This is a genomic window from Ensifer sp. PDNC004 (assembly GCF_016919405.1).
In the GTDB taxonomy this organism is placed as follows: Bacteria; Pseudomonadota; Alphaproteobacteria; order Rhizobiales; family Rhizobiaceae; genus Ensifer.
This window is the reverse complement of sequence record NZ_CP070354.1, coordinates 538,976-561,442: the sequence shown is the minus strand read 5'-3', so window position 1 is coordinate 561,442 and position 22,467 is coordinate 538,976. Positions and strand designations below refer to the sequence as shown.

At 63.2% G+C, this 22,467-nt stretch carries 23 protein-coding genes and 1 pseudogene; 10 read left to right on the top strand and 14 right to left on the bottom strand.

Going from position 1 to position 22,467, the window contains the following annotated elements; all coding sequences use genetic code 11:
• Nucleotides 1-67: 67 nt before the first annotated feature.
• The 6 genes from arsH to JVX98_RS30890 are packed head-to-tail and all read right to left on the bottom strand — an operon-like array spanning nt 68 to nt 3,585.
• Entirely contained in the window at nt 68-796 is a 729-nt protein-coding gene (arsH, locus tag JVX98_RS30915; protein WP_246765135.1) for an arsenical resistance protein ArsH, read from the bottom strand.
• Nucleotides 771-1,193 carry an arsenate reductase (glutaredoxin) gene (arsC, locus tag JVX98_RS30910; RefSeq protein ID WP_192448484.1) on the bottom strand — a complete coding sequence of 141 codons (423 nt, stop codon included), beginning with the start codon at nt 1,191-1,193 and terminating at the stop codon, nt 771-773. Before arsC ends, arsH begins: the two co-directional genes overlap by 26 nt.
• Nucleotides 1,194-1,195: 2 nt before the next feature.
• On the bottom strand, nt 1,196-2,254 hold the full coding sequence (gene arsB / locus JVX98_RS30905) for an ACR3 family arsenite efflux transporter (RefSeq protein WP_205239644.1): 1,059 nt from the start codon (nt 2,252-2,254) through the stop codon (nt 1,196-1,198).
• Nucleotides 2,254-2,781, bottom strand: a complete 528-nt coding sequence (locus tag JVX98_RS30900; RefSeq protein ID WP_205239643.1) for an arsenate reductase ArsC — start codon at nt 2,779-2,781, stop codon at nt 2,254-2,256. The genes arsB and JVX98_RS30900 overlap by 1 nt, the downstream gene beginning before the upstream one ends.
• Before the next feature lie 16 nt (nt 2,782-2,797).
• A complete protein-coding gene (gene arsN2 / locus JVX98_RS30895; RefSeq protein ID WP_205239642.1) occupies nt 2,798-3,235 on the bottom strand; it encodes an arsenic resistance N-acetyltransferase ArsN2 in 438 nt (145 codons plus the stop codon).
• A complete protein-coding gene (locus JVX98_RS30890; RefSeq protein ID WP_205239641.1) occupies nt 3,232-3,585 on the bottom strand; it encodes a helix-turn-helix transcriptional regulator in 354 nt (117 codons plus the stop codon). The genes arsN2 and JVX98_RS30890 overlap by 4 nt, the downstream gene beginning before the upstream one ends.
• A gap of 83 nt (nt 3,586-3,668) precedes the next feature.
• Here JVX98_RS30890 and JVX98_RS30885 point away from each other — a divergent pair.
• Together JVX98_RS30885 and JVX98_RS30880 are read left to right on the top strand one after the other, a co-directional pair.
• Nucleotides 3,669-3,845 (top strand): annotated as a pseudogene (locus JVX98_RS30885) (ABC transporter permease); the annotation flags it as partial.
• A gap of 271 nt (nt 3,846-4,116) precedes the next feature.
• Nucleotides 4,117-4,497: a LysR substrate-binding domain-containing protein gene (locus JVX98_RS30880; RefSeq protein WP_246765081.1), complete on the top strand. Its 381-nt coding sequence runs from the start codon at nt 4,117-4,119 to the stop codon at nt 4,495-4,497.
• A 33-nt stretch (nt 4,498-4,530) separates the two neighbouring features.
• On the opposite strand, the gene JVX98_RS30875 is transcribed toward JVX98_RS30880, so the two are convergent.
• On the bottom strand, nt 4,531-5,625 hold the full coding sequence (locus JVX98_RS30875) for a LacI family DNA-binding transcriptional regulator (protein ID WP_192448479.1): 1,095 nt from the start codon (nt 5,623-5,625) through the stop codon (nt 4,531-4,533).
• A gap of 171 nt (nt 5,626-5,796) precedes the next feature.
• Between JVX98_RS30875 and JVX98_RS30870 the strand changes: the two genes are divergently transcribed.
• From JVX98_RS30870 to JVX98_RS30850, 5 genes are all read left to right on the top strand, one after another.
• Nucleotides 5,797-6,777 (top strand): ABC transporter substrate-binding protein, encoded by a 981-nt coding sequence (locus JVX98_RS30870; RefSeq protein ID WP_043611966.1) that lies wholly within the window; start codon nt 5,797-5,799, stop codon nt 6,775-6,777.
• A 148-nt stretch (nt 6,778-6,925) separates the two neighbouring features.
• The gene (locus JVX98_RS30865; RefSeq protein WP_205239640.1) at nt 6,926-8,428 is read left to right on the top strand and encodes a sugar ABC transporter ATP-binding protein; all 1,503 of its coding nucleotides are present in this window, start codon (nt 6,926-6,928) and stop codon (nt 8,426-8,428) included.
• A gap of 1 nt (nt 8,429) precedes the next feature.
• On the top strand, nt 8,430-9,440 hold the full coding sequence (locus JVX98_RS30860) for an ABC transporter permease (protein ID WP_205239639.1): 1,011 nt from the start codon (nt 8,430-8,432) through the stop codon (nt 9,438-9,440).
• An 11-nt stretch (nt 9,441-9,451) separates the two neighbouring features.
• Entirely contained in the window at nt 9,452-10,435 is a 984-nt protein-coding gene (locus JVX98_RS30855; RefSeq protein ID WP_205239638.1) for an ABC transporter permease, read from the top strand.
• 521 nt (nt 10,436-10,956) lie between these two features.
• A complete protein-coding gene (locus tag JVX98_RS30850; protein ID WP_205239637.1) occupies nt 10,957-11,607 on the top strand; it encodes a glutathione S-transferase family protein in 651 nt (216 codons plus the stop codon).
• 28 nt (nt 11,608-11,635) lie between these two features.
• Here JVX98_RS30850 and JVX98_RS30845 read toward each other — a convergent pair whose 3' ends face one another.
• From JVX98_RS30845 to JVX98_RS30825, 5 genes are all read right to left on the bottom strand, one after another.
• Nucleotides 11,636-14,788, bottom strand: coding sequence for an efflux RND transporter permease subunit (locus tag JVX98_RS30845; protein ID WP_205239636.1), 3,153 nt, complete (start codon nt 14,786-14,788; stop codon nt 11,636-11,638).
• A 29-nt stretch (nt 14,789-14,817) separates the two neighbouring features.
• Entirely contained in the window at nt 14,818-15,996 is a 1,179-nt protein-coding gene (locus JVX98_RS30840) for an efflux RND transporter periplasmic adaptor subunit (protein WP_205239635.1), read from the bottom strand.
• 187 nt (nt 15,997-16,183) lie between these two features.
• Entirely contained in the window at nt 16,184-16,657 is a 474-nt protein-coding gene (locus JVX98_RS30835) for an SRPBCC family protein (RefSeq protein ID WP_205239634.1), read from the bottom strand.
• A complete protein-coding gene (locus JVX98_RS30830; protein WP_205239633.1) occupies nt 16,650-17,156 on the bottom strand; it encodes an SgcJ/EcaC family oxidoreductase in 507 nt (168 codons plus the stop codon). The genes JVX98_RS30835 and JVX98_RS30830 overlap by 8 nt, the downstream gene beginning before the upstream one ends.
• Nucleotides 17,157-17,164: 8 nt before the next feature.
• Nucleotides 17,165-17,413 carry a hypothetical protein gene (locus tag JVX98_RS30825; RefSeq protein WP_205239632.1) on the bottom strand — a complete coding sequence of 83 codons (249 nt, stop codon included), beginning with the start codon at nt 17,411-17,413 and terminating at the stop codon, nt 17,165-17,167.
• A 95-nt stretch (nt 17,414-17,508) separates the two neighbouring features.
• Between JVX98_RS30825 and JVX98_RS30820 the strand changes: the two genes are divergently transcribed.
• Complete coding sequence (locus tag JVX98_RS30820) at nt 17,509-18,447, top strand: LysR family transcriptional regulator (protein ID WP_205239631.1); 939 nt, start codon at nt 17,509-17,511, stop codon at nt 18,445-18,447.
• A gap of 224 nt (nt 18,448-18,671) precedes the next feature.
• Nucleotides 18,672-20,111, top strand: a complete 1,440-nt coding sequence (locus JVX98_RS30815; protein WP_205239630.1) for an NAD-dependent succinate-semialdehyde dehydrogenase — start codon at nt 18,672-18,674, stop codon at nt 20,109-20,111.
• Nucleotides 20,112-20,197: 86 nt separating this feature from the next.
• Here JVX98_RS30815 and JVX98_RS30810 read toward each other — a convergent pair whose 3' ends face one another.
• Nucleotides 20,198-20,491 (bottom strand): type II toxin-antitoxin system RelE/ParE family toxin, encoded by a 294-nt coding sequence (locus JVX98_RS30810; protein WP_192448467.1) that lies wholly within the window; start codon nt 20,489-20,491, stop codon nt 20,198-20,200.
• Nucleotides 20,491-20,745 (bottom strand): type II toxin-antitoxin system ParD family antitoxin, encoded by a 255-nt coding sequence (locus JVX98_RS30805; protein WP_205239629.1) that lies wholly within the window; start codon nt 20,743-20,745, stop codon nt 20,491-20,493. The genes JVX98_RS30810 and JVX98_RS30805 overlap by 1 nt, the downstream gene beginning before the upstream one ends.
• Before the next feature lie 228 nt (nt 20,746-20,973).
• On the opposite strand from JVX98_RS30805, the gene JVX98_RS30800 reads away from it, so the two are divergent.
• Nucleotides 20,974-22,458, top strand: a complete 1,485-nt coding sequence (locus tag JVX98_RS30800) for an MDR family MFS transporter (RefSeq protein WP_205239628.1) — start codon at nt 20,974-20,976, stop codon at nt 22,456-22,458.
• The last annotated feature ends 9 nt before the right edge of the window (nt 22,459-22,467 follow it).

The following is a 22,467-nucleotide window of genomic DNA, read 5'->3' as shown; positions in this document are numbered from 1 at the left end:
GCCAGTATGCGGGCAAGGGACTGGCGTTCACCCGTCAAGAGCGAAGCCTGACGCCTTGCAGTTCAAATCAAATCGACCTCAACGACACCCGCTTTTCGAGTTCGGTCGCATGTTCCTTCCGCTCGCTGTAGCGATCCGTCAGATGAGCCGAGGCGCCTCGTGTCAGTAGCGTGAACTTCACCAGTTCCTCGCAGACGTCCACAACGCGGTCGTAGTAGGACGACGGTTTCATCCTGCCGTCGGCGTCGAACTCCTGGTAGGCCTTGGCGACCGACGACTGGTTCGGGATCGTGACCATCCGCATCCAGCGGCCAAGCACGCGCATCTGGTTCAGCGCGTTGAAGGACTGGCTGCCACCGGAAACTTCCATGATCGCCAGTGTCTTTCCCTGCGTCGGGCGGATCGATCCGAGCGACAGGGGAATCCAGTCGATCTGGGATTTCATGATCCCTGTCATTGCACCGTGGCGCTCGGGGCTAACCCACACCTGGCCCTCCGACCACTGGGAGAGGTCACGCAGCTCCTGCACTTTCGGATGGCTGGCCGGAGCCTCGTCGGGAAGCGGCAGCCCCCTCGGATCGAACATCCGCACCTCGCATCCCATGCGCTCGAGAAGACGTCTGGCTTCGTGCGCAAGAAAGCGGCTGTAGGACACCTCCCGGAGCGAGCCGTAGAGGATCAGGATGCGCGGCTTGTGCGTCGAGAACGCTGGACGCAACGCGTCGAGGTCCGGTTGGCGAAGATGCCGTTCCTGCAAGGCGGGGAAGGTCTCAGACAATGCGCTTGCCCTCCTGATCGAGGACCTGCTCGCCGTCTTCCTTGAAAAACGCGCCCTTGAAAGCATCCGGCAGGATGTCGAGCACGGCCTCGGAGGGTCGTGCAAGCCTGGTGCCGAGCGGCGTGACGACGAACGGACGGTTGATGAGGATCGGGTCCTTCAGCATGGCGTCGAGCAATTGGACGTCCGTCAACTTCGGATCATCGAGACCCAGCTCCGCGTAAGGCGTGCCCTTCTCGCGGATCGCCTGCCTCACGGTCAATCCTGAGTCAGAGATCATCTTTGCAAGCGCGTCGCGCGACGGCGGCGTCTTGAGATATTCGATGACACCAGGTTCGATCCCGGCGGCGCGGATCATCTCCAGCGTGTTGCGGGACGTGCCGCAGGCGGGGTTGTGATAGATGGTTACGTCCATTGTCATGTCCTTTCAGGAATGGTGTTCCGGGAGACGGCGGGCGCGGCCTCGTACCAGCCCTTGCTGCGGTTCACGATCCAGACGACCGACAGCATCACCGGGACTTCGATGAGCACGCCGACGACGGTCGCCAGTGCTGCGCCGGACTGGAAGCCGAACAGGCTGATGGCGGCGGCGACCGCGAGTTCGAAGAAGTTGCTAGCCCCGATCAGCGCGGAAGGTCCGGCGACGCAATGGCGCTCGCCTGACATCCGGTTCAGGAGATAGGCCAGGCCTGAGTTGAAATAGACCTGGATCAGGATGGGGACGGCCAGCAGCGCGATGATCGTCGGTTGCGCGATGATCTGTTCGCCTTGGAAGCCGAAGAGGAGGACGAGTGTCGCCAGCAACGCGACAAGCGAAAGCGGCTGCAGCTTCGCCAGCATGGCGTCCAGCGCCTTCGTCGTGCCGTCGGCGGTCAGCCGCCCTCTCAGGACCTGGGCGATGATGACAGGGACGACGATATAGAGGACGACCGACAGGACGAGCGTGTCCCACGGTACGGTGATCGCCGACAGGCCGAGCAGCAATCCGACGATCGGTGCAAAGGCGACGACCATGATCGCATCGTTGAGTGCCACCTGGGACAGCGTGAACAGCGGCTCGCCGCGCGTCAGATTGCTCCAGACGAAGACCATCGCGGTACATGGCGCAGCCGCGAGGATGATCAGGCCTGCGATGTAGGAGTCTATCTGGTCAGCCGGCAGATAGGGGCGGAACAGCCAGCCGACGAACAGCCACCCGAGCAGCGCCATGGAGAACGGCTTGATGGCCCAATTGATGAAAAGGGTAACGCCGATGCCGCGCCAGTACGTGCTGACTTGCGCCAGCGAGCGGAAATCGATCTTGATGAGCATCGGGATGATCATCAGCCAGATCAGGATGGCAACAGGCAGGTTCACCTTGGCGATCTCCGCCGCGCCGATGACCTGGAAAACGGTAGGCATCAGATGGCCGAGGGCGACGCCGACGACGATGCAGAGGAAGACCCAGATGGTGAGATAGCGTTCAAACGTGGACATCAGGCCGTCTTCCGCTGATTTCCGGTCGAGCCTTCCATCGCACCGATCTGGCTGAGCTTCGCTTCGAGCGCCAGACGGTCGATCGACGCCAAAGGAAGACTGATGAAGGCCATGATGCGGTTTTTCAGGAAACGGGCCGCCGTCGCGAAGGCGCGTTGAATTTCGACCTCGGAACCGACAGCGGCCGCGGGGTCTTCGACACCCCAATGCGCTATCATCGGATGCCCGGTCCATACCGGGCAGGCCTCGCCATGCGCGCTATCACAGACGGTGAAGATGAAATCCATTTCGGGCGCGCCTGGTGCGGCAAAGACATCCCAGCTCTTCGACGAGAAGCCAGTCGCCGCATAGCCGAGTGCTTCGAGTTCTTTCAGGGCATGTGGATTGACTTCGCCCTTAGGCTGGCTGCCCGCGGAGAAGGCCCGGAAGCGCCCGCCGCCTTCCTTGTTGAGGATGGATTCGGCCAGAATAGAACGTGCGGAGTTGCCCGTGCACAAGAAGAGCACGTTGTAAGTCTTGTCGGTCATGGTTGTCTTCCGTTGGTTAGGTCGGAGGCCTATTGCGTTTCATGATCGTGGCCGATGCCGGACAGATGCCCGAAAGCTGACGGGTTGCGAGAACGGCAGGCGGCACATCGCCACGCTCGACGACGATGAAACCGAGCTTCTCGAAGAACGGAGCGGCGGTCGTCGTAGCCAGGAAGACTGCCGAACTTACATTGACAGCCTTCAGCGTTTCCCTGGTCAGCGTTTTTCCAAGCGCCTTGCCGCGGTGCTCGGGCAAGATGACTAGCGACCGCAGCACGTTGTCGCCGCATGCCTCCATACCAGCATAGCCAACCGTGCCGCCATCGGCGGAAACCGCTCTGAAAAACGAGCGCCCGGCGTCTTCGAGGTCTTCGGTTGGAAGACCTGAAGCCGACAGCGCCAGCTTGAGTTCCGGATCGCTTCCCGGGACTGGCTCCAACCTGATGCCGGTCATGGTGGCTTCACCTCTGGTGAACAGCAAGGCGTAAGTTCGGCGATCAGCGGCGCGCAGAGTTCAGTCGAGCCGCCGCAGCAGTCCTTCAACAGGAAGAGCGTTAGGTCGCGCAGTCCCTGAAGGTCAGCCCGATAAATGATCGAACGGCTCTGCCGTTCACTCGACACCAGGCCCGCACGCGACAGTGCCGCAAGGTGTGCCGACATGGTGTTCTGCGGAACCTCAAGAAGGCGCGCGAGTTCGCCGGCCGGTACGCCATCGGGTTCGTGCCGGACGAGAAGCCGGAATGTCTCGAGCCTGGTGGTCTGGGCAAGTGCGGCAAGGGCGGCGATTGCGGTTGAATTATCCATATATCCAGACTAATAGATATATTGAGATTGTCAATGGCTCGGCTGTTGGGTCTTAAATCAGTTATACTTGGTCGCCCACTCCATCTGGCTCCGAGCAGCGCACGTTGCTCCGCCAGATGTGGAGCGGCGTGCGCGAAACCCTCAGCCCGACGATCGCCGCTGTCGCCACCTTGCTGATCATTTTCTCCACCCTCTTCCTTGCCACCATCCAGTGGCTGCAGAAACGGGCCGATCAGCAGAAAATGCGCCAGGAGACTTAGACGCGAGATCTCTGGGCGAGCCTCCTGTCAACGGCCGTGTGATTTCGCTTTTCGACGGCGCTGCAAAAATGACGGCGAGCGACGATAGGCACTTTCTTTTCCCTTTCCGGATCGTGTCCTGCGCCTACTCAACCGGCACAGATGCCGATCTGTGCTCTGCACACCAGTTCGTAGGCAACGGCAGCAAGTATGGTCAAACCGATCAGCGTCAGACCGAGGGCGTTCACTGCCGGAGTGAGGCCGGTGCGCACCTTCGTGGCGATGTAGACTGTTGATTGCCACTGCGACGTACGAGAACCTGCACCAGTTCCCCCTGGCCGCATGGATACGGGATGCAAACAGCCATGCCTCATGGCGCCTCGGCGAGAACGTATTCGAGCCGCAAGCAATGCTGACGACGAACGACTACCTGCATTTGAGGGCGCTGGCTCTCGCGGCCGAGTTTGTTACCGGGTTGCCACCTTTTTTGGCGGCCGAACCGATCAGGGATGGCCGCCTGGCGGAGGTGTTTGTCGACGACCCCATGCCCGAGCAACACGTCAGCCTGCTCTATCCGGCGCACAGGAATCCGTCGAGCATCGCGCGCGCCTATCTCGACTTCTGCCAGAAACAGATGACGCGGTTTCTTGGTACGGCCTCACGGCCAGTCTAGACCAGCGCACCTCAGTATGGCACTGGCGATGCCCTATCCAGCATTCCTGGAAGGTCTGGCCGCGGACAGGAGGGCGGTGGTATCCCTCACCACCAGCGGTCCGTCGACCTTGATCGTCATCGGCCGCATGTGCTTTCCGTGGATCGCCATGTCGATCAGGAGTTCAGCCGCCTTCTGGCCCATTTCATAGTTTGGCAGTACCAGGGTCGAGAGCGGCGGGTGGGTGTAGCGCGCCAGTTCCTGGTCGTCATAGCCCATGACTGAGAGATCGGAGGGCACCCGCAGACCCTTCTCCTGGGCTGCCTCCATCACACCGATCGCCATCAGGTCGTTGCCGCAGAAAATGGCGGTCGGTGGGTTGGGCATGGAGAGCAGGTCTAGCCCGGCCTCGTAGCCGCGCAGCGGCAGCCAGTCGCCGTCGCGCACCAGCGTCGCGTCGAAGGCGATGTCGGCGGAGGCAAGCGCCTGCTTGTAGCCTTTGAGACGGTCGGCGGCGGCATCCATCCAGCTTTCGCCGTTGATGAAACCGATGCGCTTGTGGCCGAGCGCCGTCAGATGCGCCGTGGCAGAAAAACCGCCTGCGACCTCGCCCGGCACGATCGCCACATGCTGGCGCGGCTCGCCGTAGCAGTTGAGAAGCACGGTCGGCAGCGGCGCCAGCGCCTCGGGAACCGCAACCTTGCGGGTAAAGATCGTCGCGTAGATGACGCCGGCGATGGAGGGGTCGCGCAAGACCGACCGCAGCACTGCGGCTTCAAGTTCCGGATTGGAGCGGGTGACGTGCGCCGAGACCAGCATGCCCTGCTCGAAGGCATAGTCGCGGATGCCGTCGAGGCTGACCACGGGGTGCGGGCTGGTCGAGATCTCGTCGACAATGAAGGCGATCGTGTCCTTCTCGACCGCCGGGGCGGCTGCAACCGGGCCTCGGGTCGCCGGCAGTCTATAACCGATTTTATGAGCAGCCTCGCGCACTTTCTGCTGCGTTTCGGGCGAGATGCGCGAGCCGGACATCTCGTTCAGCACCAGGGAGACGCTCGACTGGGACACGCCAGCGATCCTGGCGACATCCGTCATTGTCGGGCGCCCTTCGCCCTTTTTCTCCAGATTCCGCCCGTTTCCCTTGGCCATGCGTGCCCCCTACCCTCCCGCGTGCATTGCACTGCACGCAGGCTTTTGCAAGTGCTCATAATTTTTGGCCTTGACTGCTAATATTATTAGCGCAAGATTTGGAGATGTGAAGCGCAAAAACGCTCACGTCCGGTAGAGGAGCACCGGCCAATCTGGGAGGAGAACCCGATTATGACCATGATTTCCCGTCGCACCTTCATGCTTGCGGCAACGGCCGTCGGCGCGCTCGCCCTTGCGGGTGTCGCGATCGCCGAAGTGCCGAAGCTTGAGCAGAAGGACAAATACAAGGTCGGCTTCGCGCAGACCGAATCAAACAATCCCTGGCGCATCGCCCAGACGAACAGCATGAAGGCCGAAGCCGAAAAGCTCGGCTTTCAACTCGTCTATACGGATGCTGCCGGCTCCGCCGCCAAGCAGGTTGCCGACGTCAATTCGATGATCGCTCAAGGCGTCGACGTGATCTTTCTCGCACCGCGCGAAGAAAAGCCGCTGATCCCCGCAGTCATGGCCGCGAAGAAGGCCGGCATTCCGGTGATCCTGCTTGACCGTTCGGTCGATCCGTCGCTGGCCAAGGCCGGCGAAGACTATCTGACCTTCATCGGCTCGAATTTCGTCGAAGAGGGCAAGCGCGTTGCCGAGTGGCTGGCAAAGAACGCCAACGGCAAGTCGAAGATCATCGAGCTTGAAGGCACGACCGGGTCGTCGCCGGCCAACGATCGCAAGAAGGGTTTTGACGAGGCGATCAAGGCGGCCGGCGGTTTCGAGATCGTCGCTTCGCAGACCGGCGATTTCGCTCGTGACAAGGGCCGTCAGGTGGCAGAAGCCCTGCTCCAGGCCCATCCGGATGCCGACGTGATCTACGCCCACAACGACGAGATGGCGATCGGCGCGATCGCCGCACTCGAAGCGGCCGGCAAGGTGCCGGGCAAGGACGTGCTGGTGCTGTCGATCGATGGTGGCAAGGAAGCCGTGCAGGCGGTCGTCGACGGCAAGATCGCAGCAGTCGTCGAGTGCAATCCACGCTTCGGGCCGAAGGCCTTCGAGACGATGATGCGCTACGCCAAGGGCGAGAAAATCGATGCGATGATCATCAACGACGACAAGTTCTACGACGCCTCCAACGCGGCTGCAGAACTCGCCAACGCCTATTGATCCAATCTCCCGAGCCTCCGCGGCCGGGACGGCGCAACCGTCTCGGCCGTCTTTTTGACGGTAGCATGACCTTCGGCCCGTTCAAGTGTAGGCTGATGACGCCCACCCCCATATGGGGCGGCGGATGGCGAAGATAGGGAGGAGACCCATGCTTCTGTCCATGCAGGGCATTTCCAAAGCGTTTGCCGGCGTGCCGGCCCTGAAATCCGCCTCGCTCGAGGTCGAGCCGGCGGAGGTCATGGCGCTTGTCGGCCAGAACGGCGCCGGCAAATCGACGCTCATCAAGATCCTGACCGGCGTCTACAGGCGAGACGAAGGCAGCATCGCCTTCGACGATCGGGACGTCGATTTCTCAATGCCGGCCGAGGCGCAGGCCGCCGGGATCGCGACGATCTACCAGGAAATCAATCTCGCCCCGCAGCGCTCGGTGGCGGAGAACATCTATCTCTCCCGCGAGCCGAAACGTTTCGGCATGATCGACCATTCCGCCATGCGGCGCGGTGCCGAAGCGGTGCTCAAAACCTTTAACCTGACGATCGACGTCGACCGTCCCGTTGCGCATTTCGATGCGGCGACGCGGCAGATGGTGGCGATCGCCCGCGCGGTGACGCAGAGCGCCCGCCTCGTCATCATGGACGAACCGACCTCCTCGCTCGACGAGCGCGAGGTTGCGATCCTGTTCGAAACAATCCGAACGCTGAAACGCTCCGGCGTCGCCGTCATCTTCATCGGCCACCGGCTCGACGAACTCTACGAGATCTGCGACCGCGTGACGATCATGCGCGACGGCCAGACGGTTGCCAAAAGCCCGATGGCGGATATGCCAAAAATGGCGCTGGTGCGCCATATGCTCGGCAAGGAACTTGCCGCCTTTCAGGCCATGGCACCGGAGAAGGACGCGCCCGTACAGCCCGTTCGCCTCGAACTGGACAGGGCCGGCGCGGGCGTGCGGGTGCGCGACGTCAGCCTTGCCGTGCGGGAGGGCGAAATCTCCGGCCTTGCCGGCCTGCTCGGCTCCGGCCGCACCGAGACGGCGCGTCTGATCTTCGGCGCCGACAGGATGGAACGCGGCACGATCCGCATGCAGGGACAGGACCGCAGCTACCGCGAGCCGGCCGACGCGATCGCGGACGGCATCGGCCTCGTCTCCGAGGACCGAAAGATCGACGGCATCGTGCCCGACATGAGCATCCGCGAGAACATGACGCTCGCCTTGCTGCCGAAGCTGAAGAAGGCCGGCATCGTCGACCGCGCACGCCAGGATGAGATCGTCAGCCGCTACATCCGCGCGCTTGGCGTCAAATGCGCCTCCCCGGATCAGCCGATCAAGGAGCTTTCCGGCGGCAACCAGCAGAAGGTTCTGCTCGCCCGATGGCTTGCCACAGACCCGCGGGTGCTGATCGTCGACGAGCCGACGCGCGGCATCGACATCGGCGCCAAATCGGAAATCCTCAAACTCCTTCGCAGTCTCGCCGACGAGGGCTTGAGCGTGCTGATGATCTCGTCGGAACTCGAAGAACTGCTTGCCGCGGCCGACCGCGTGACGGTCTTGAGCGACGGCACTTCCGTCGCGACGCTGTCGCGCAAGGATGTGAGCGAGACTGCGCTGCTTGCCGCCATGGCCCACCAGGAAGCCCAGCAGGAAGAATGACATGACGACGATCGAGACCCCCGCCCCGCAGCCGTCGGGAACGCTTTCGTCCGGCAACAGGCTTTTGACGCTCGCCAGCCGTTACGGCACCTTCGTCGCCTTCCTCGCGCTGATCCTGTTCAACGTAGCTGTCACGCCGAATTTCCTGTCCTTGCAGACGCTGAACGTGAACCTCACCCAGGTTGCGACAATCGTCATCGTCGCGACCGGCATGACGCTCGTGATTGCCACCGGCGGCATCGATCTTTCGGTGGGGTCGCTAATGGCAATCGCCGGTGCGCTGGCGCCGATGATCTTCATGGGGCAGTTCTGGCCGGTGGACAACATGGCGCTCGCGGTCACGCTGGCCTTTCTCCTGCCGGTCGCCGTCGCGGCCCTGTTCGGTCTCTTCAACGGGTTCCTCGTCACCCGCTTTTCGATCCAGCCGATCATCGCGACACTGGTGCTTTTCATCGCCGGGCGCGGCATCGCCCAGGTGATGACCAACGGCAATCTGCAGGTCTTCAAGAACGAGGGTTTCCAGTTCATCGCACTCGGCCGCATCGCGGGCATTCCGGCCCAGGTGGTGCTGATGATGATCATCGTCGCCGCGGCGTTCGCGATGATCCGCTACACCGTCATCGGCCGGCAGATCATCGCCGTCGGCGGCAACGAAAAGGCAGCCCGCCTGACCGGCATCCCGGTGAAACGGGTCAAGCTCTTCGTCTACATGATAAGCGGCGCGCTTGCCGGGGTCGCCGGTCTCATCGTCGTTGCCCGAAACTCCGCAAGCGACGCAAACCTCGTCGGCCTCGGCATGGAGCTCGATGCGATCGCCGCGGTTGCCGTCGGCGGGACGCTCCTGTCAGGCGGCCGGGCCAACATCGTCGGCACGGTACTCGGCGCCCTCGTGATCCAGCTGGTGCGTTACACGCTGCTTGCCAATGGCGTGCCGGATGCGGCGGCGCTCATCGTCAAGGCCGGGCTGATCGTCACCGCGGTCTTCATCCAGCAGCGCGCCAGCAAACATTAGAGGCAACCCCGATGCAACCGATCCTCCGCCTCTTCCTGGTCAAGAACTCCGGCGACCTTGCCCGTCTCGGCGTCATCCTGGCGCTGGCCGGCCTCATCCTTTTCGGGGCACTGCGCTACGACAACTTCCTGTCGCCCTACAACATCCTGAGCTTCCTGCGTTACAACTCGATGTTCGCGCTGATCGCGCTCGGCATGGCCTTCGTCATCATAACCGGCGGCATCGACCTGTCCGTCGGCGGCACGGCGGCGATGGCAAGTGTCGTGGCGGCTCTGTTCTCCCCCTATCATTGGGCGGCCGGGCTCTTTGGCGGCATGGCGGCCGGCCTTGCCGTCGGCGCGCTCAACGGCTTCATCATCACGAAGATGCGCATCCAGCCCTTCATCGCCACGCTCGCGACGATGCTCGCAGCCTACGGCACCGGCCTTTTGCTGGCCGACAACCAGTCTGTCTCCGTCTCCTATGACACCGGTTTCACGGTGATTGGGCAGGACGATTTCCTGGGCTTCCCGATTCCCGCCTGGATCGCGTTTGCGGCCTATGTGCTCGGCTGGCTCGTGCTGCAAAAACTCCCCGTCGGACGGCATATCCTGGCGATCGGTGACGGCGAGGCGACGGCCGGACTGATGGGCCTGAAGGTCGAGCGGGCGCTTGCCGGCGTCTATCTCGCCTCGGGCACGCTTGCCGGGCTTGCCGGCGTCATCCTCGCCTCGCAGTTCGGCGCCGGCCAGCCGACCGAGGGCGTCGGCTGGGAACTTTTCGCCATCGCCTCCGTCGTCGTCGGCGGTACGCTATTGACCGGCGGCTCCGGCTCGGTCGGCGCGACGCTTGCCGGCGCGCTGCTGCTTGCCATGGTCTTCAACATCCTGAACTTCGAAAACGGCCTCGGCTGGATCTCGCTTTCGGCCTATTGGCAGTCCGTCAGCCGCGGCGCCTTCCTGCTTGTCGTCGTCGTGCTTCAGGCAAAGCTGATGGCACGGCATCGCAGCACTTAAACTGAACGTCGCGAACGGGGCGCGAACATCCACAGGACGAAACGGGGAAACCTACCCCTGGATTAGCCCTCGTGGAGCAGGAACAATGCGTGACCGTAACGGCCGCATACGCGCACCAATCGGCCTGCGTATCGCAGCGATTGGCAAACAGTAAAAAAGGCCGGAGCGCACTGGCCCCGGCCTTCTTTTCTTTTTCGCTCTCAAGGCTTCTGCCAGTACATCCATGGTCAAAAGGCGAAAGCGATACGTCATTGCCAGCATCAAGTTGAAATGCGCTCGACAATTACGTTTATGAAATATTTATACTTCTCCGCGATCGCCGAAACAAGCTGTCCATTCGGGCTAATCTCAACGAGGCGTACGCCTTCTTGCGGTGAAACACGTGTTTCGCAACCGCAGAAGAGATCCCTTATCTGCCACTGCCGCCGTGAATTCCGCCGTCCATCGTTGAAAGGCGGCAGCGCATGTCGGCATCCCTGTTGGCCAATCGTCTTCAAGACAGGCAAATTGTGGAGGACAAGATGACGATCACCATTACCGCCTTTGAAAAATCACCGGATCGCGGCCGAGGTCTCGCGCGCGACATGCGCGTTCGCTGGGCGCTCGAAGAAGCGGGGCAGCCCTATGAGGTTCGCCTTGTTACCTTCAAGACCATGAAGGAGCCGGCCCACATCGCGCTTCAGCCTTTCGGGCAAATCCCCACCTATCAGGAAGGCGACCTTTCCCTGTTCGAGACCGGTGCCATCGTGTTCCATGTCGCAGAGCGCCATATCGGCCTGCTTCCGAATGACGCCGATGCCCGCGCGCGCGCAATCACCTGGATGTTCGCCGCGCTCAACACCGTGGAGCCGCCGATCCTGGAGCGCGAAGCGACCACCTACGTGGAGCGCGACAAGGACTGGTATCAGGAGCGCCTGCTGATGCTCGAAGATCGCATCCGCGTCCGACTGGCCCAATTGTCGCGGCGGCTTGCCGAGACCGACTGGCTCGACGGCGCCTTCAGTGCCGGCGACCTGCTGATGGTGACGGTGCTCCGCAGGTTGGAAAGTTCAGGCTTGCTCGACGAGTATCCCAACCTTTCCGCCTACGTCGCGCGCGGCAAGGCGCGGCCGGCCTACAAGAGCGCCTTCGATGCGCAGCTTGCGGTCTTCACATCCGCCTCATCCGCCTGACAGGCGCATCACCGCAGAAAGGGTAGCCCTAGCTTTGCCTCGGCTGATCGTCGACCGCAGTCCGCCGTTCGCCCCTGGCGATCTGCAGCCCGTGGCGAAACAGGCGGGAAACGACCCGCATGAAATCGTCCATGTAGAGATAGATGACCGGCGTCACGAAGAGGGTCACCAGCTGTGACACCAACAGGCCGCCGACGACGGCGACGCCGAGCGGCTGGCGCAGTTCCGCGCTGGCGCCGCTGCCGATCGCAATCGGCAGCGTGCTCATGATGGCGGCAAAAGACGTCATCATGATCGGGCGAAAGCGCATCACGCAGGCTTTGTGGATGGCGTCAGCTGCCGGCGAACCGGCGCGCTGCAGCGTCAGCGCGACGTCGATCATCATGATGGCGTTCTTCTTGACGATGCCGATCAGCATCAGCACACCGACGATGGCGATGATCGAAAGGTCGAAGCCGCCAAAATAGATCGCAAGCAGCGCCCCGGATATGGCTGACGGCAAACCCGAAAGCACGGTCAGCGGATGGATGAGGCTTTCATAGAGAATGCCGAGCACGAGGTAAATGGTGACGATCGCCGCCAACACCAGAAGACCCTGGTTGGCGGCAGCATCTTTAAACAGCTGGGTGGTGCCGTAATTCCGGGTCGTCACCTCGGACGGCATGCCGATTTCTGCCTTGAGCCGATCGACCTCCGCAAGGGCGTCACCGAGGGCGACCTTGGCCGGCAGGTTGAAGGAAAGAGTGACCGCTGGCAGCTGGCCCAGCTGGTTGATGGTGAGTGGCCCGGACACGGTCTCGACGCGGGCGAAGGCCCCGAGCGGAACAAGGCCGCCATTGGCACTACCGACACGCAGTTCGTCGAACTTGTCGGCCGACCATTGCATCGAGGGATCGAGCTCGAGGATCACCTCGTAGCTGTCGCCCGCCGTATAGATCGTCGAGATCTGCTCGGTACCGAAACTGCCATAGAGCGTGGTGCGCAGCTCGCTCGCGTCGACCCCCAGCGTTGCCGCCTTGTCGAGGTCGACCACCAGGCGCGTTTGTGGCGCGTTGATCTGGAGGTCGCTGTTGACGTCGGTGAAGAAGGCCCGATCCGCGCTCATGGCGTCATGGAGCTTCTGTGCCCATTCGTTCATCAGCGGCTGATCAAGGCTCTGGAGCACCAGCTGGTACTGGCTGGCCGACGCGCGCGATCCGACCGAGAGGTTCTGGACCGGCGACATGAAGGCCTGGATGCCGGGGATCGCCGCCAGCTTGCGGCGCAGATCCGCAAGCACGGTTTCAAGTGGCGGACGCTCGCTCTTCGGCTTCAGCTCGACGAAAAGCCGGCCTGAGTTGAGCGCGCTCGACGCTCCACCCGAGCCGATCGTGCTTGCGACATGGGCCACGTAGGGCGAACTGGCAAAGACCGCCTCCACATTGGACTGGAGCTTCGACATGGCGGCGAAGGAAATGTCCTGGCGCGCCTGGGTCGTGACCTGCAACTGGCCGATGTCTTCCTGCGGGAAGAACCCCTTCGGGATCGTCGCGATCTGGTAGCCCGTGATCACGACGGTCAACAGGAAGAGCAGAAGCACCAGCGGGCGCGCGTTGATGCAAAGCGACAGCAGCCGCTCATAGGCGCGCAACAGCCGCTCGAAGCCTCGCTCGAAGGCGAGATCCAGCCGCCGCAGCCAGCGCGCCTTCTCTTCTCCGTCTCTCCTGGCCGGAAGCCGGGCCGCCAGCATCGGCGTGAGCGTGAGCGAAACGAAGGCGGAGGCGAGGATGGCAACGGTGACGACGATCGCAAATTCGTTGAGAATACGGCCGATCACCCCGCCCATCAGTAGCACGGGAATGAACACTGCGACGAGCGACAAAGAGATCGCGATGATCGTAAAGCCGATCTCGCGCGAACCGATGAGCGCCGCCGAGAAGGCATCGATGCCGTCCTCCTCCATGTGCCGCACGATGTTTTCCAGCATGACGATGGCGTCGTCCACCACCAGCCCAACGGAGAGCGTGAGCGCCATCAGCGAGATGTTGTCGATCGAAAAGCCAAGCGGATACATCGCCGCGAAGGTGGCGATGATCGAGATCGGCACGGCAAGCGCCGGAATAAGCGTCGCCCAGAGGCGGCGAACGAAAGCGAAGATGACGAGGATCACCAGGCCGACGGTGAGGATCAGCGTGAACTGGACGTCGTGCACCGCCCCGCGGATCGACATGGACCGGTCGCTAAGCGTTTCGATCGCGGCAGCAGCCGGAAGCGACTGGCGGAGCGACGGCAGCAGGGCCTGCACCCGGTCGACGACCTCAACGGTATTTGCATCCGGCTGCCGCTGGATGGCCAGGATGATCGCCCGCGAACCGTCGTGCCAGCTTGCCGTCTGGTTGTTGGCAACGGAATCGATCACCGTCGCGACATCGCCGAGCCGCACGGGCTTGCCGTCGACGCTCTTGACGATGACATCCGCGAAACTGGCGGCATTCATGCGCTGCGTGTCCGCAACGATCGCCGCCTGACGGTCGCTGGTCTGCGCGGTGCCGAGAGGCGAATTGTCGTTCGCCGCCGCAACCGCCGTCTTCAACTGGTCGACGGAAATGCCGCGCGCGGCAAGCGCATCAGGATGCATCTGAATGCGTACGGCATATTGCTGGCTGCCGAAGATGGACACTTCCGCCACCCCGTCGAGGACCGAAAGGGTCGGCGAAATCACCTGTTGTGCAATGGCGTCGAGGTCGGTGAGCGGCACGGTGCTGCTCTTCAGCGCCAGGAGCAGAACCGGCGCGTCCGCCGGGTTGACCTTCCGGTAGCTTGGCGGCGCCGGCATGTCCTGGGGCAGCAGCCTGAGCGTCCGGGTGATGGCGGCCTGCACGTCGGCGGCGGCGGCATCGATGTTGCGCCCGAGCACGAACTCGATCGAAATCGAGGTCGAGCCGAGTGCATTCGTCGTCGAGATCGTGTCGATCCCGGCGATGGTGGCGAACTGCTTGATCAGCGGGATGGCGACCGACGTCGACATGGTCTCAGGCGAGGCGCCGGGCAACGAGGCAGAAACGTTGATAACAGGGAAATCCGTTCGCGGGAGCGCGGCGATCGGTAGGACCAGATAACTGAAAACGCCGGCTAGGATGAGCGCGACCGACAGCAAGACCGTGGCGATCGGCCGACGGATACTGAACTCGGACAGCGGCATTTCACGCACTCCCGAATGATGGACAATACTTAATCCGTCGCGGCCTGACCGGCCGCGTTGGCAGCGACAACGACATCTCCCGGCTTCAGCCGCGCCTGCCCTTCGACGACGACCCGGTCACCGGCGGCAAGGCCCGTGCCGATCGCAGCCTCCTTGCCATCGTCAGCCAGAACGGACACGCCGCGGGTTTCGACCGTGTTGTCGTCCTTCACCTGAAAGACGAACGGGCCATCCTGTCCCGGCTGGACCGCAACGCTCGGGACAACAGGCGCCTGATGCAGTTGTGCCTGGTCGATGTCGACATCCACGAACTGGCCCGGCCAGAGCTTCTGCGCGGCATTGGGGAAGGTCGCGCGCATGGCGATGGTGCCGGAGGAGGTATCGACGGCGGAATCGATGAAATCGAGCATGCCTTGGCCGATGACCGTTTGCGTGCCGCTTGACCGCGCGCGAACAGGCGGGGGCGTGCCGCGATCAATCAGATCCTTGAACGCCTGCAGACGCTCTTCCGGCAGGCGGAACGTAACGTCGATCGGGTCGATCGCCGTAATCGTCACGAGATTGTTCGATGTCGCGCCCGATTGGCCGACAAGATCGCCAAGCGCGACCTGCACGGCACCCAGGCGTCCACCGATCGGCGCGGTGATCTCTGTCAGGCTCTGCGCGACCTGATCGGCATCGACGGTCGCGCGGTCAGCATCCAGGTTCCCCTGCGCCGCCTGCTGCAGCGAGAGAGCGGTGTCATAGCTTTGCTGTGTGCCGGTCTTGTCGTCAAGCAAGGTCTTGGCGCGCTCGAGTTCCGTGTTGGCGTCCGCAAGCTGTGCGGCATCCTTGGCGACGATCGCCTGGTCGCGGGCGAGCCCGGCCTTTATCGTACGGTCGTCGAGCGTGAACAGCAGATCGCCCGCCTTGACCATCTGCCCGTCCTTGACGTGGATGGCCGTGATCTGGCTCGCAATGCGCGCGCCTACTTCGACGGTGTCGGGCGCCTGCACATTGCCCAGGGCATGGACGACAACGGGGACGTCTTTGAGCGTCACCGTCGCCGTCTGCACGGATACGGCGCCGCCGCGCCTGGCGCTGGCGGCCGCATTGGCCGGCAGTTTCGCCTCGGTCGGCACGGGCTTGCGCGCCACCATGAACCCGATCGCGGCGATCGAGAGAAGAACGACGGCAATACGACACGTGAGACTTGATCGGCTGACCATCAGCGCGCCTCCGCAGACCTTGCTGTCGGCACGCGGCAACAGCTGGTGCCGACCATCGGAAGCTGGGCCCAAATGTGGCCGCTTCAATGGCGCAACACCCTGAAAAACAATTAAAAATTGTTCATCTTTGGATGCCTTTCACCTCGTCTGGCGACCAAGGCTTCAGCGGTGACGCTTGCTTCGTCCCTCAAGCGTCGAGCGGCGCGCGTTCGACCGCGGCGGCAAGCGCCTGAAACAATTCGCGAAACCCGACTTCGCGTTCGCCCGGCTCGTCGAGACGATCGAGGAAGGCGGCCTGCTCGGTGTAGTTGAGGCGTGTTCCCTCGCCTTCAGCGGCAAATTCGAGAGTGCCGAGAGACGCCGAAATCCGCCGTGCCGCAACGGTCATCGTGTAGGAAAAGACGATGCGCTCATTCGCAACGATCTCGAGATAGATCGTGTCGTTGCGCAAGACCGGGCCGTTTCCGAATCGGAAGCGGCTGTGCTCGCGGCCGCCGACCTCGAAAGACGCGGTGAATTCTTCGACCGTCCACCCCTCGCCTTCAACGAACCAGCGTCGTTTTGTGGCAGCATCGGCAAAGGCATGGAAAACGGTCGCCGGGGTCGCGGCGTAGCTGCGGCGAATGACGAAGGTGGCGTGGCGGACGGATCTTTCATTCATGCGCTTGGGTCTCGCTGCTGGTTGCTTCATCTCCCGCCCGCTGCTGGGCGGCGATCTTTTCGCCCTGATGCGTGGTGTTCTGCGCGACGATGATCCTCCAGACGCCATCCTGGCGTCGAAGAATGTAGAGCGGCCGTCCCTCGTCCTCGCCCGCCCGGCGGTTGCCGTCGGCATTAACCGGAATTTGCCGCACGTTCACCGCGGCGACATCCGCATGCAGGAGGGTGATGCGCTCGACGTCGTAGAGCGACTGAAAATCGCGAAACAGGCTAGGGAGTACGGCGGCGGTGAAGGCGTGGATTGCCGGCGCACCGACGATCCTGCGTCCGAACGCGGTCGTCCATACGGCTTCCGGCGCCAGCAATGAGACGAAGCCGTCGACGTCCCGGAGCCATTGGGTCTCTTCGACCCGGGCAACAAGTGCGAGAACGGCACTGACATCGCGGGCATCGGGAGGCGACACGCCGCCGGCTTGCTCGATCGCAGGAATGGGTCGCATGCGCGGCATCACGGCGTACTCCCGAAGGTGCGGTTTCCGATCGCTAGGGCCTGGGCGACAGATCCGGAAACGTGGGTGCGAAATACCGGATCCGCGCCAGGCCCTAGCAGCAGGAAAGCCTCGTCCGGCGGCCGGCCGGCGATAGAGGCTTCATCGACGTTGCACGGGACGGAAGGAGTGTCGGAGCGGACGGTGATGCAATCACAGTCGTGCGCCTCCTGCGTGCCGGAGGTGTGATTGACGATCGGCCGTTTCATTCCCTGCTCCCTTGCCCCGTGGGTGGAGCATTGCCCGATTTAGATGATCGATGTAATTGCTCGAATATCGCTCACCTTGATCAGGATTGGCGATCATGCTGGATGCCCTGACACTCGACCAGTTGCGCGTCTTCGTGGCGGTCGTCGACCACGGCTCGTTCCGGGCGGCGGCGCGCGCGCTCGGGCGTGCCCAGTCCGGCCTCAGCAGCGCCATCCTCAACCTCGAAACAGAACTGCGCCTGCCGCTGTTCGACTGTTCCCAGCATCGTCCGGAATTGACGAAGGCCGGAGCGACGCTGCTTGCAGAGGCCCGGACCTTGCTGATCAAGGCCGACGCGCTGCGGGCCAAGGCGAATGGTTTCCACCAGGGCATGGAGTCGGCCCTGCGCGTAGCGCTCGACCCGCTGCTTCCACTGCCCGATATCGCCCGGGTGATCAGCGATTTTACCCGCGCCCATCCCGGCGTGCGGGTGGAACTCGTGACAGCGCCAATGACCATGGCGTTGAGCCTGGTGCTTGACGCCGACTGCGACCTTGGCCTGACGGCTGCGCAGGAAACGGACGCACATATCGCCAGCGAGGCGGTCGCCGCCTTTCCCGGCATGGTGCCGGTCTGCGCCGGCGGTCATCCCCTCGCAGCCCGCTGCGATGGATCCGCCGGACTGACGACGGTCGACCTTGCCGACCATCTGCAGATCGTCGTTGCCGATCCCGCAGCCGATACGCAGGCGGTGAGCTACGCGGTGTTTTCGCAGCAATCGTTGAGGGTCAGCGACCTTGCGACAAAATACGCGCTCATTCTTGCCGGGGCCGGGTGGGGTCATCTGCCCCTGTGGCTTATCGCGGCAGATCTTGGCGAAGGGCGGCTCTGCGAGGTGCCGCTGGCGGCCCGTAACGGTCTTCCCGGTCCGCTCCTCCCCTTCTACACGATCCGCCGGATCGATCGGGTCTGCGGCCCCGCAATGGAAAGCCTGTGCGGGCTCATGCTTGCGCACTTTCGCGGTCAGCGGCAAGCCACATCGGCGCTCCCCTGATCGGGACAGCAATACTCCGGCGAGAGCGAGAAGGCATCCAGGGGGTTGACGTCTGCGAGCGGAGCGTCTTCAGTTCGCCCCGAACAGGCTGCCGCCTTGCAACGGGGCAGCCGCGTCCCCATCTGCAGACCTCATGGCCGCCTGGCCGGGCGGCTTGTTCCCCATCGACCTGATCTTATCGCGTCGCGATCAAAGCGACGAACTTCATTCAGTAAAGGGTTCCCATGGCTCATTATCCAGACATTCTGCTTCATATCGACGGCGCATGGCGGCCGGCCCGATCCGGCAAGACCATCCCCGTCATCGACCCGGCCAGCGAGGAAGCGATCGGCCAGGTGGCCTGGGCCGAAGTGGAAGACCTGGATGAGGCGCTTGCGGCCGCCGAGAAGGGCTTCAAGACATGGCGGGCTACGTCCGCCTTCGACCGCGCCCAGGTGATGCGGTCGGCAGCCGCCCTGCTGCGCGAACGGGCCGGTGACATCGCCTGGCTGATGACCCGCGAGCAAGGCAAGCCGCTTGCCCAGTCGAAGGGCGAGATCCTTGGCGCCGCCGACATCATCGAGTGGTTCGCCGAGGAAGGAAAGCGCGCCTACGGCCAGATCATTCCGCCGCGCGCGCCGGACGTCACTCAGATGACGGTCAAGCTGCCGGTCGGTCCGGTTGCCGCCTTCACGCCTTGGAACTTCCCGATCAACCAGGTGGTGCGCAAGCTTTCGGCGGCGCTGACCACCGGCTGCTCGATCATCGTCAAGGCGCCTGAGGAAACACCGGCGTCGCCTGCCGAACTCATCCGCTGCTTCGTCGATGCCGGGCTTCCCGCAGGTGTCGTCAACCTCGTCTACGGCGTGCCGGCCGTCATCTCGGAATACCTGATCTCCCATCCGGTGATCCGCAAGATGTCGTTTACCGGCTCGACCCCGGTCGGCAAGATGCTGGCGGCCCTTGCAGGCCAGCACATGAAGCGTGCGACGATGGAACTTGGCGGGCATGCGCCCGTCATCGTCACCGATGACGCCGATGTCGAGCGCGCCGTCGCCATCATGTCCGCCAGCAAGTACCGCAATGCCGGCCAGGTCTGCGTGTCGCCGACCCGCTTCCTCGTGCAGGAACGCGTTGCCGATCAGTTCCTCGACGGCTTCGTCGCCGCCTCGAAAAAGATCAAGGTTGGCAACGGTCTCGAAGACGGTATCGACATGGGACCGCTTGCCAACGAGCGGCGCATCCCGGCGATCGAAAGCCTGGTCGCCGACGCCGTCGAACATGGCGCTCGTCTGGCAACCGGCGGTCATCGCATCGGCAACCGCGGCTACTTCTTCGAGCCGACGGTTCTCGCCGACGTGCCGCTTTCCGCCCGGATCATGAACGACGAGCCGTTCGGCCCGGTCTCGATCATCAATCGCTTCCATGATCTCGATGAGGCGATCAACGAGGCCAATCGCCTACCCTTCGGTCTTGCCGCCTATGCCTTCACCGGATCGGAGCGCAGCGCCCACCGTCTGGCAAGCGAGGTCGAAAGCGGAATGATCTCGATCAACCATCTGGGCCTGGCGCTCCCCGAAGTCCCCTTCGGCGGCATCAAGGATTCCGGCTACGGCACAGAGGGCGGCTCGGAGGCGATCGAGGCCTATCTCGAAACACGCTTCGTCACGCGAAAGAGCTTCTGACGCCGCGGTCGGCGAAAGATCCACTCGCTCGAGAAAGCAACAAGGGACGGCGCCGATGCGCCGTCCCTTGTCCTATCATGCGTAGGCTACAACGCGTTGCTCATCCAGTCTTCGTGCCCGTGACGGACGCGAACGACGAGGATGTCACCGTCCGCATCGATCCTGTAGACGACCAGATGCGCCTTGAACGGGTGGATGCGCATCGGCGGCGACAGTTCCGTGCGCTCGCGCGCCATGCGCGGGTTGGCCGCGATGAGGGCGAAGAGGTCGAAAAGCTCATCGTGGTACCGCCTCGCCTGGGGCGAGCCAAAAAGGCGCACGCCATCCGCGGCGATTGCGATGATGTCTTCTTCTGCCGCGACGGAAAGCCGAAATGCCATTACTTGCGGTCGCGCGGCGCTTCAGCGCGCGCCAGCGCCGCAGAAAAGAGCGCGTCCTTGGAGCGCGATCCGACGCCGCTGTTAAGGCCGTCGTCGACAAAGCGCTGCATTGCCGCAACCTTGTCGTTGCGCTCCTGGTCCCTGCGGATGAGGTCGCGCACATAGTCGCTGGCATTGGCATAACGGCCCGTGCGTGCCTGCGCTTCCACCCACTCCTTCATCGGATCAGGCAAGGATACGTTCATCGTCGCCATGTCGGCCTCCATTGCTGCTGGAAGGATGACATAATTTGGCAAAGTTTGTCAAATGTGGAGCCTGCCCTTCGTGACGCCGCGCGGAACTCCTGCGACACCGCGATACCGCCGGCCGTACGCGGTTCTCAGGGCCCACTCCGATCGTCACTGCGGTTGACTATCGAGGTGCCAACCTCTCTGAATACCGTCACGACACATTAAACGACTGATTGCATCGGACTTGCGTGAATGACAGAGACGTCTCAACGAAATGGAATGGCCGCGACGGCCCCCGCCCTTTCCGAACCGGAAAAGAACATCATCATCGGCGGCGTTCTTCTCTCCATGCTTCTGGCGGCACTCGACCAGACGATCGTGGCGCCGGCGATGCCGACCATCGGCAAGGCGCTGGGACACGCCGACTACCTGCCATGGGTGGTGACCGGCTACCTGCTGACCGCGACGGCCATGGCCCCGCTCTACGGCAAGATCTCCGATATCTACGGACGGCGGCCGACGATCTTTGCGGCCATCATCATTTTCCTTGCGGGATCGCTGATAAGCGCGCTGGCGCCCAACATGCTGACGCTGATCGTCGGCCGCGCGGTTCAGGGCCTGGGTGGTGGCGGCCTGTTCGCACTGGCGCAGACCGTCATCGGCGACCTCGTACCGCCCCGCGAACGGGCGCGTTACGCCGCTTGGATATCGGGAACCTGGGCGGTCGCGAGCATCGCCGGCCCACTCCTGGGCGGCACTTTCGCCGAGCATCTGCATTGGTCGCTGATCTTCTGGGTCAACATCCCGCTGGGGCTGGTGGCGATGGCGATCATCAACAAGCCGCTGAGGAAGCTGCCGACCGTCGCCCGCGCACACCGGATCGACGGGGCCGGAGCCCTACTGCTCGTCGCTGCGACGTCGCTTTTGCTGCTTGCGCTCAACTGGGGCGGCAGCCGCTATCCATGGCTCTCCGCCGTCATACTCGGCCTGCTCGGCGCTTCCGTCGTCCTCTGGATCACGTTTGCGCTGCGGCTGCTCAGGGCAAGCGAACCGCTGATCTCGCTGGAAGTCCTTGCCAATCCCATCGTCCGCTACGGAACGCTCGCCATGTTCCTGGCGCAGGGCGCCAATGTCGGGCTCTCGGTCTATATCCCCGTCTATGCGCAGACGTTCCACGGCCTGTCAGCCAGCAGTTCGGGTGTGGTGATGCTCGGCCTGCTGCTTGGAACGGTTTGTGGAGCGACAACCAGCGGGCGGACGATACCGCGCATCGTCCACTACAAGAGGATGGCGCTGATCGGCGGCGCGCTTGCCTTCCTTTGCCTGGCGGCCGTTGCTGCTCTCGCCGGCCGGACCTCACTCGTCGTCCTCGAACTTCTGACATTCGCTGCCGGTTTCGGCTCGGGCATGACCTTCCCGGTGGCGACGATTTCGGTCCAGAATTCGGTCGACCAGACGCATCTTGGCGTCGCGACCGGGGTCCTGACCTTTCTGCGATCCCTCGGCGGCGCCCTTGGCGTTGCGGCCTTCGGCGCGATCGCCCTTGGCAACGGCCTGCCGCTCGCTGGCGAAGGGGTGGAATCGCTCGGCGCGACGGTTACGTCGGCCGTGCCCTTCACCTATATCTTCATCGCGAGCGCTGCAGCGATGGCGGCAGCGCTCGCGCTTTTTCATCTCATGCCGGAAAAGCCGTTGCGCGGTCGCGACGAGACCGCGATGGCCGCTGCGGTCGATTAACAGCACCGC

Excerpts from the sequence above, each read along its gene's own strand:
- JVX98_RS30870 (WP_043611966.1), top strand. The coding sequence starts at position 5,797 with ATGACCATGATTTCCCGTCGCACCTTCATGCTTGCGGCAACGGCCGTC.
- JVX98_RS30840 (WP_205239635.1), bottom strand. The coding sequence starts at position 15,996 with ATGGTCAGCCGATCAAGTCTCACGTGTCGTATTGCCGTCGTTCTTCTC.
- JVX98_RS30860 (WP_205239639.1), top strand. The coding sequence starts at position 8,430 with ATGACGACGATCGAGACCCCCGCCCCGCAGCCGTCGGGAACGCTTTCG.
- JVX98_RS30835 (WP_205239634.1), bottom strand. The coding sequence starts at position 16,657 with ATGAATGAAAGATCCGTCCGCCACGCCACCTTCGTCATTCGCCGCAGC.
- JVX98_RS30815 (WP_205239630.1), top strand. The coding sequence starts at position 18,672 with ATGGCTCATTATCCAGACATTCTGCTTCATATCGACGGCGCATGGCGG.
- arsB (WP_205239644.1), bottom strand. The coding sequence starts at position 2,254 with ATGTCCACGTTTGAACGCTATCTCACCATCTGGGTCTTCCTCTGCATC.
- JVX98_RS30820 (WP_205239631.1), top strand. The coding sequence starts at position 17,509 with ATGCTGGATGCCCTGACACTCGACCAGTTGCGCGTCTTCGTGGCGGTC.
- JVX98_RS30875 (WP_192448479.1), bottom strand. The coding sequence starts at position 5,625 with ATGGCCAAGGGAAACGGGCGGAATCTGGAGAAAAAGGGCGAAGGGCGC.
- JVX98_RS30855 (WP_205239638.1), top strand. The coding sequence starts at position 9,452 with ATGCAACCGATCCTCCGCCTCTTCCTGGTCAAGAACTCCGGCGACCTT.
- JVX98_RS30865 (WP_205239640.1), top strand. The coding sequence starts at position 6,926 with ATGCTTCTGTCCATGCAGGGCATTTCCAAAGCGTTTGCCGGCGTGCCG.
- JVX98_RS30810 (WP_192448467.1), bottom strand. The coding sequence starts at position 20,491 with ATGGCATTTCGGCTTTCCGTCGCGGCAGAAGAAGACATCATCGCAATC.
- JVX98_RS30890 (WP_205239641.1), bottom strand. The coding sequence starts at position 3,585 with ATGGATAATTCAACCGCAATCGCCGCCCTTGCCGCACTTGCCCAGACC.
- JVX98_RS30845 (WP_205239636.1), bottom strand. The coding sequence starts at position 14,788 with ATGCCGCTGTCCGAGTTCAGTATCCGTCGGCCGATCGCCACGGTCTTG.
- JVX98_RS30850 (WP_205239637.1), top strand. The coding sequence starts at position 10,957 with ATGACGATCACCATTACCGCCTTTGAAAAATCACCGGATCGCGGCCGA.
- JVX98_RS30825 (WP_205239632.1), bottom strand. The coding sequence starts at position 17,413 with ATGAAACGGCCGATCGTCAATCACACCTCCGGCACGCAGGAGGCGCAC.
- arsN2 (WP_205239642.1), bottom strand. The coding sequence starts at position 3,235 with ATGACCGGCATCAGGTTGGAGCCAGTCCCGGGAAGCGATCCGGAACTC.
- JVX98_RS30830 (WP_205239633.1), bottom strand. The coding sequence starts at position 17,156 with ATGCGACCCATTCCTGCGATCGAGCAAGCCGGCGGCGTGTCGCCTCCC.
- JVX98_RS30900 (WP_205239643.1), bottom strand. The coding sequence starts at position 2,781 with ATGACCGACAAGACTTACAACGTGCTCTTCTTGTGCACGGGCAACTCC.
- JVX98_RS30800 (WP_205239628.1), top strand. The coding sequence starts at position 20,974 with ATGACAGAGACGTCTCAACGAAATGGAATGGCCGCGACGGCCCCCGCC.
- JVX98_RS30805 (WP_205239629.1), bottom strand. The coding sequence starts at position 20,745 with ATGGCGACGATGAACGTATCCTTGCCTGATCCGATGAAGGAGTGGGTG.
- arsC (WP_192448484.1), bottom strand. The coding sequence starts at position 1,193 with ATGGACGTAACCATCTATCACAACCCCGCCTGCGGCACGTCCCGCAAC.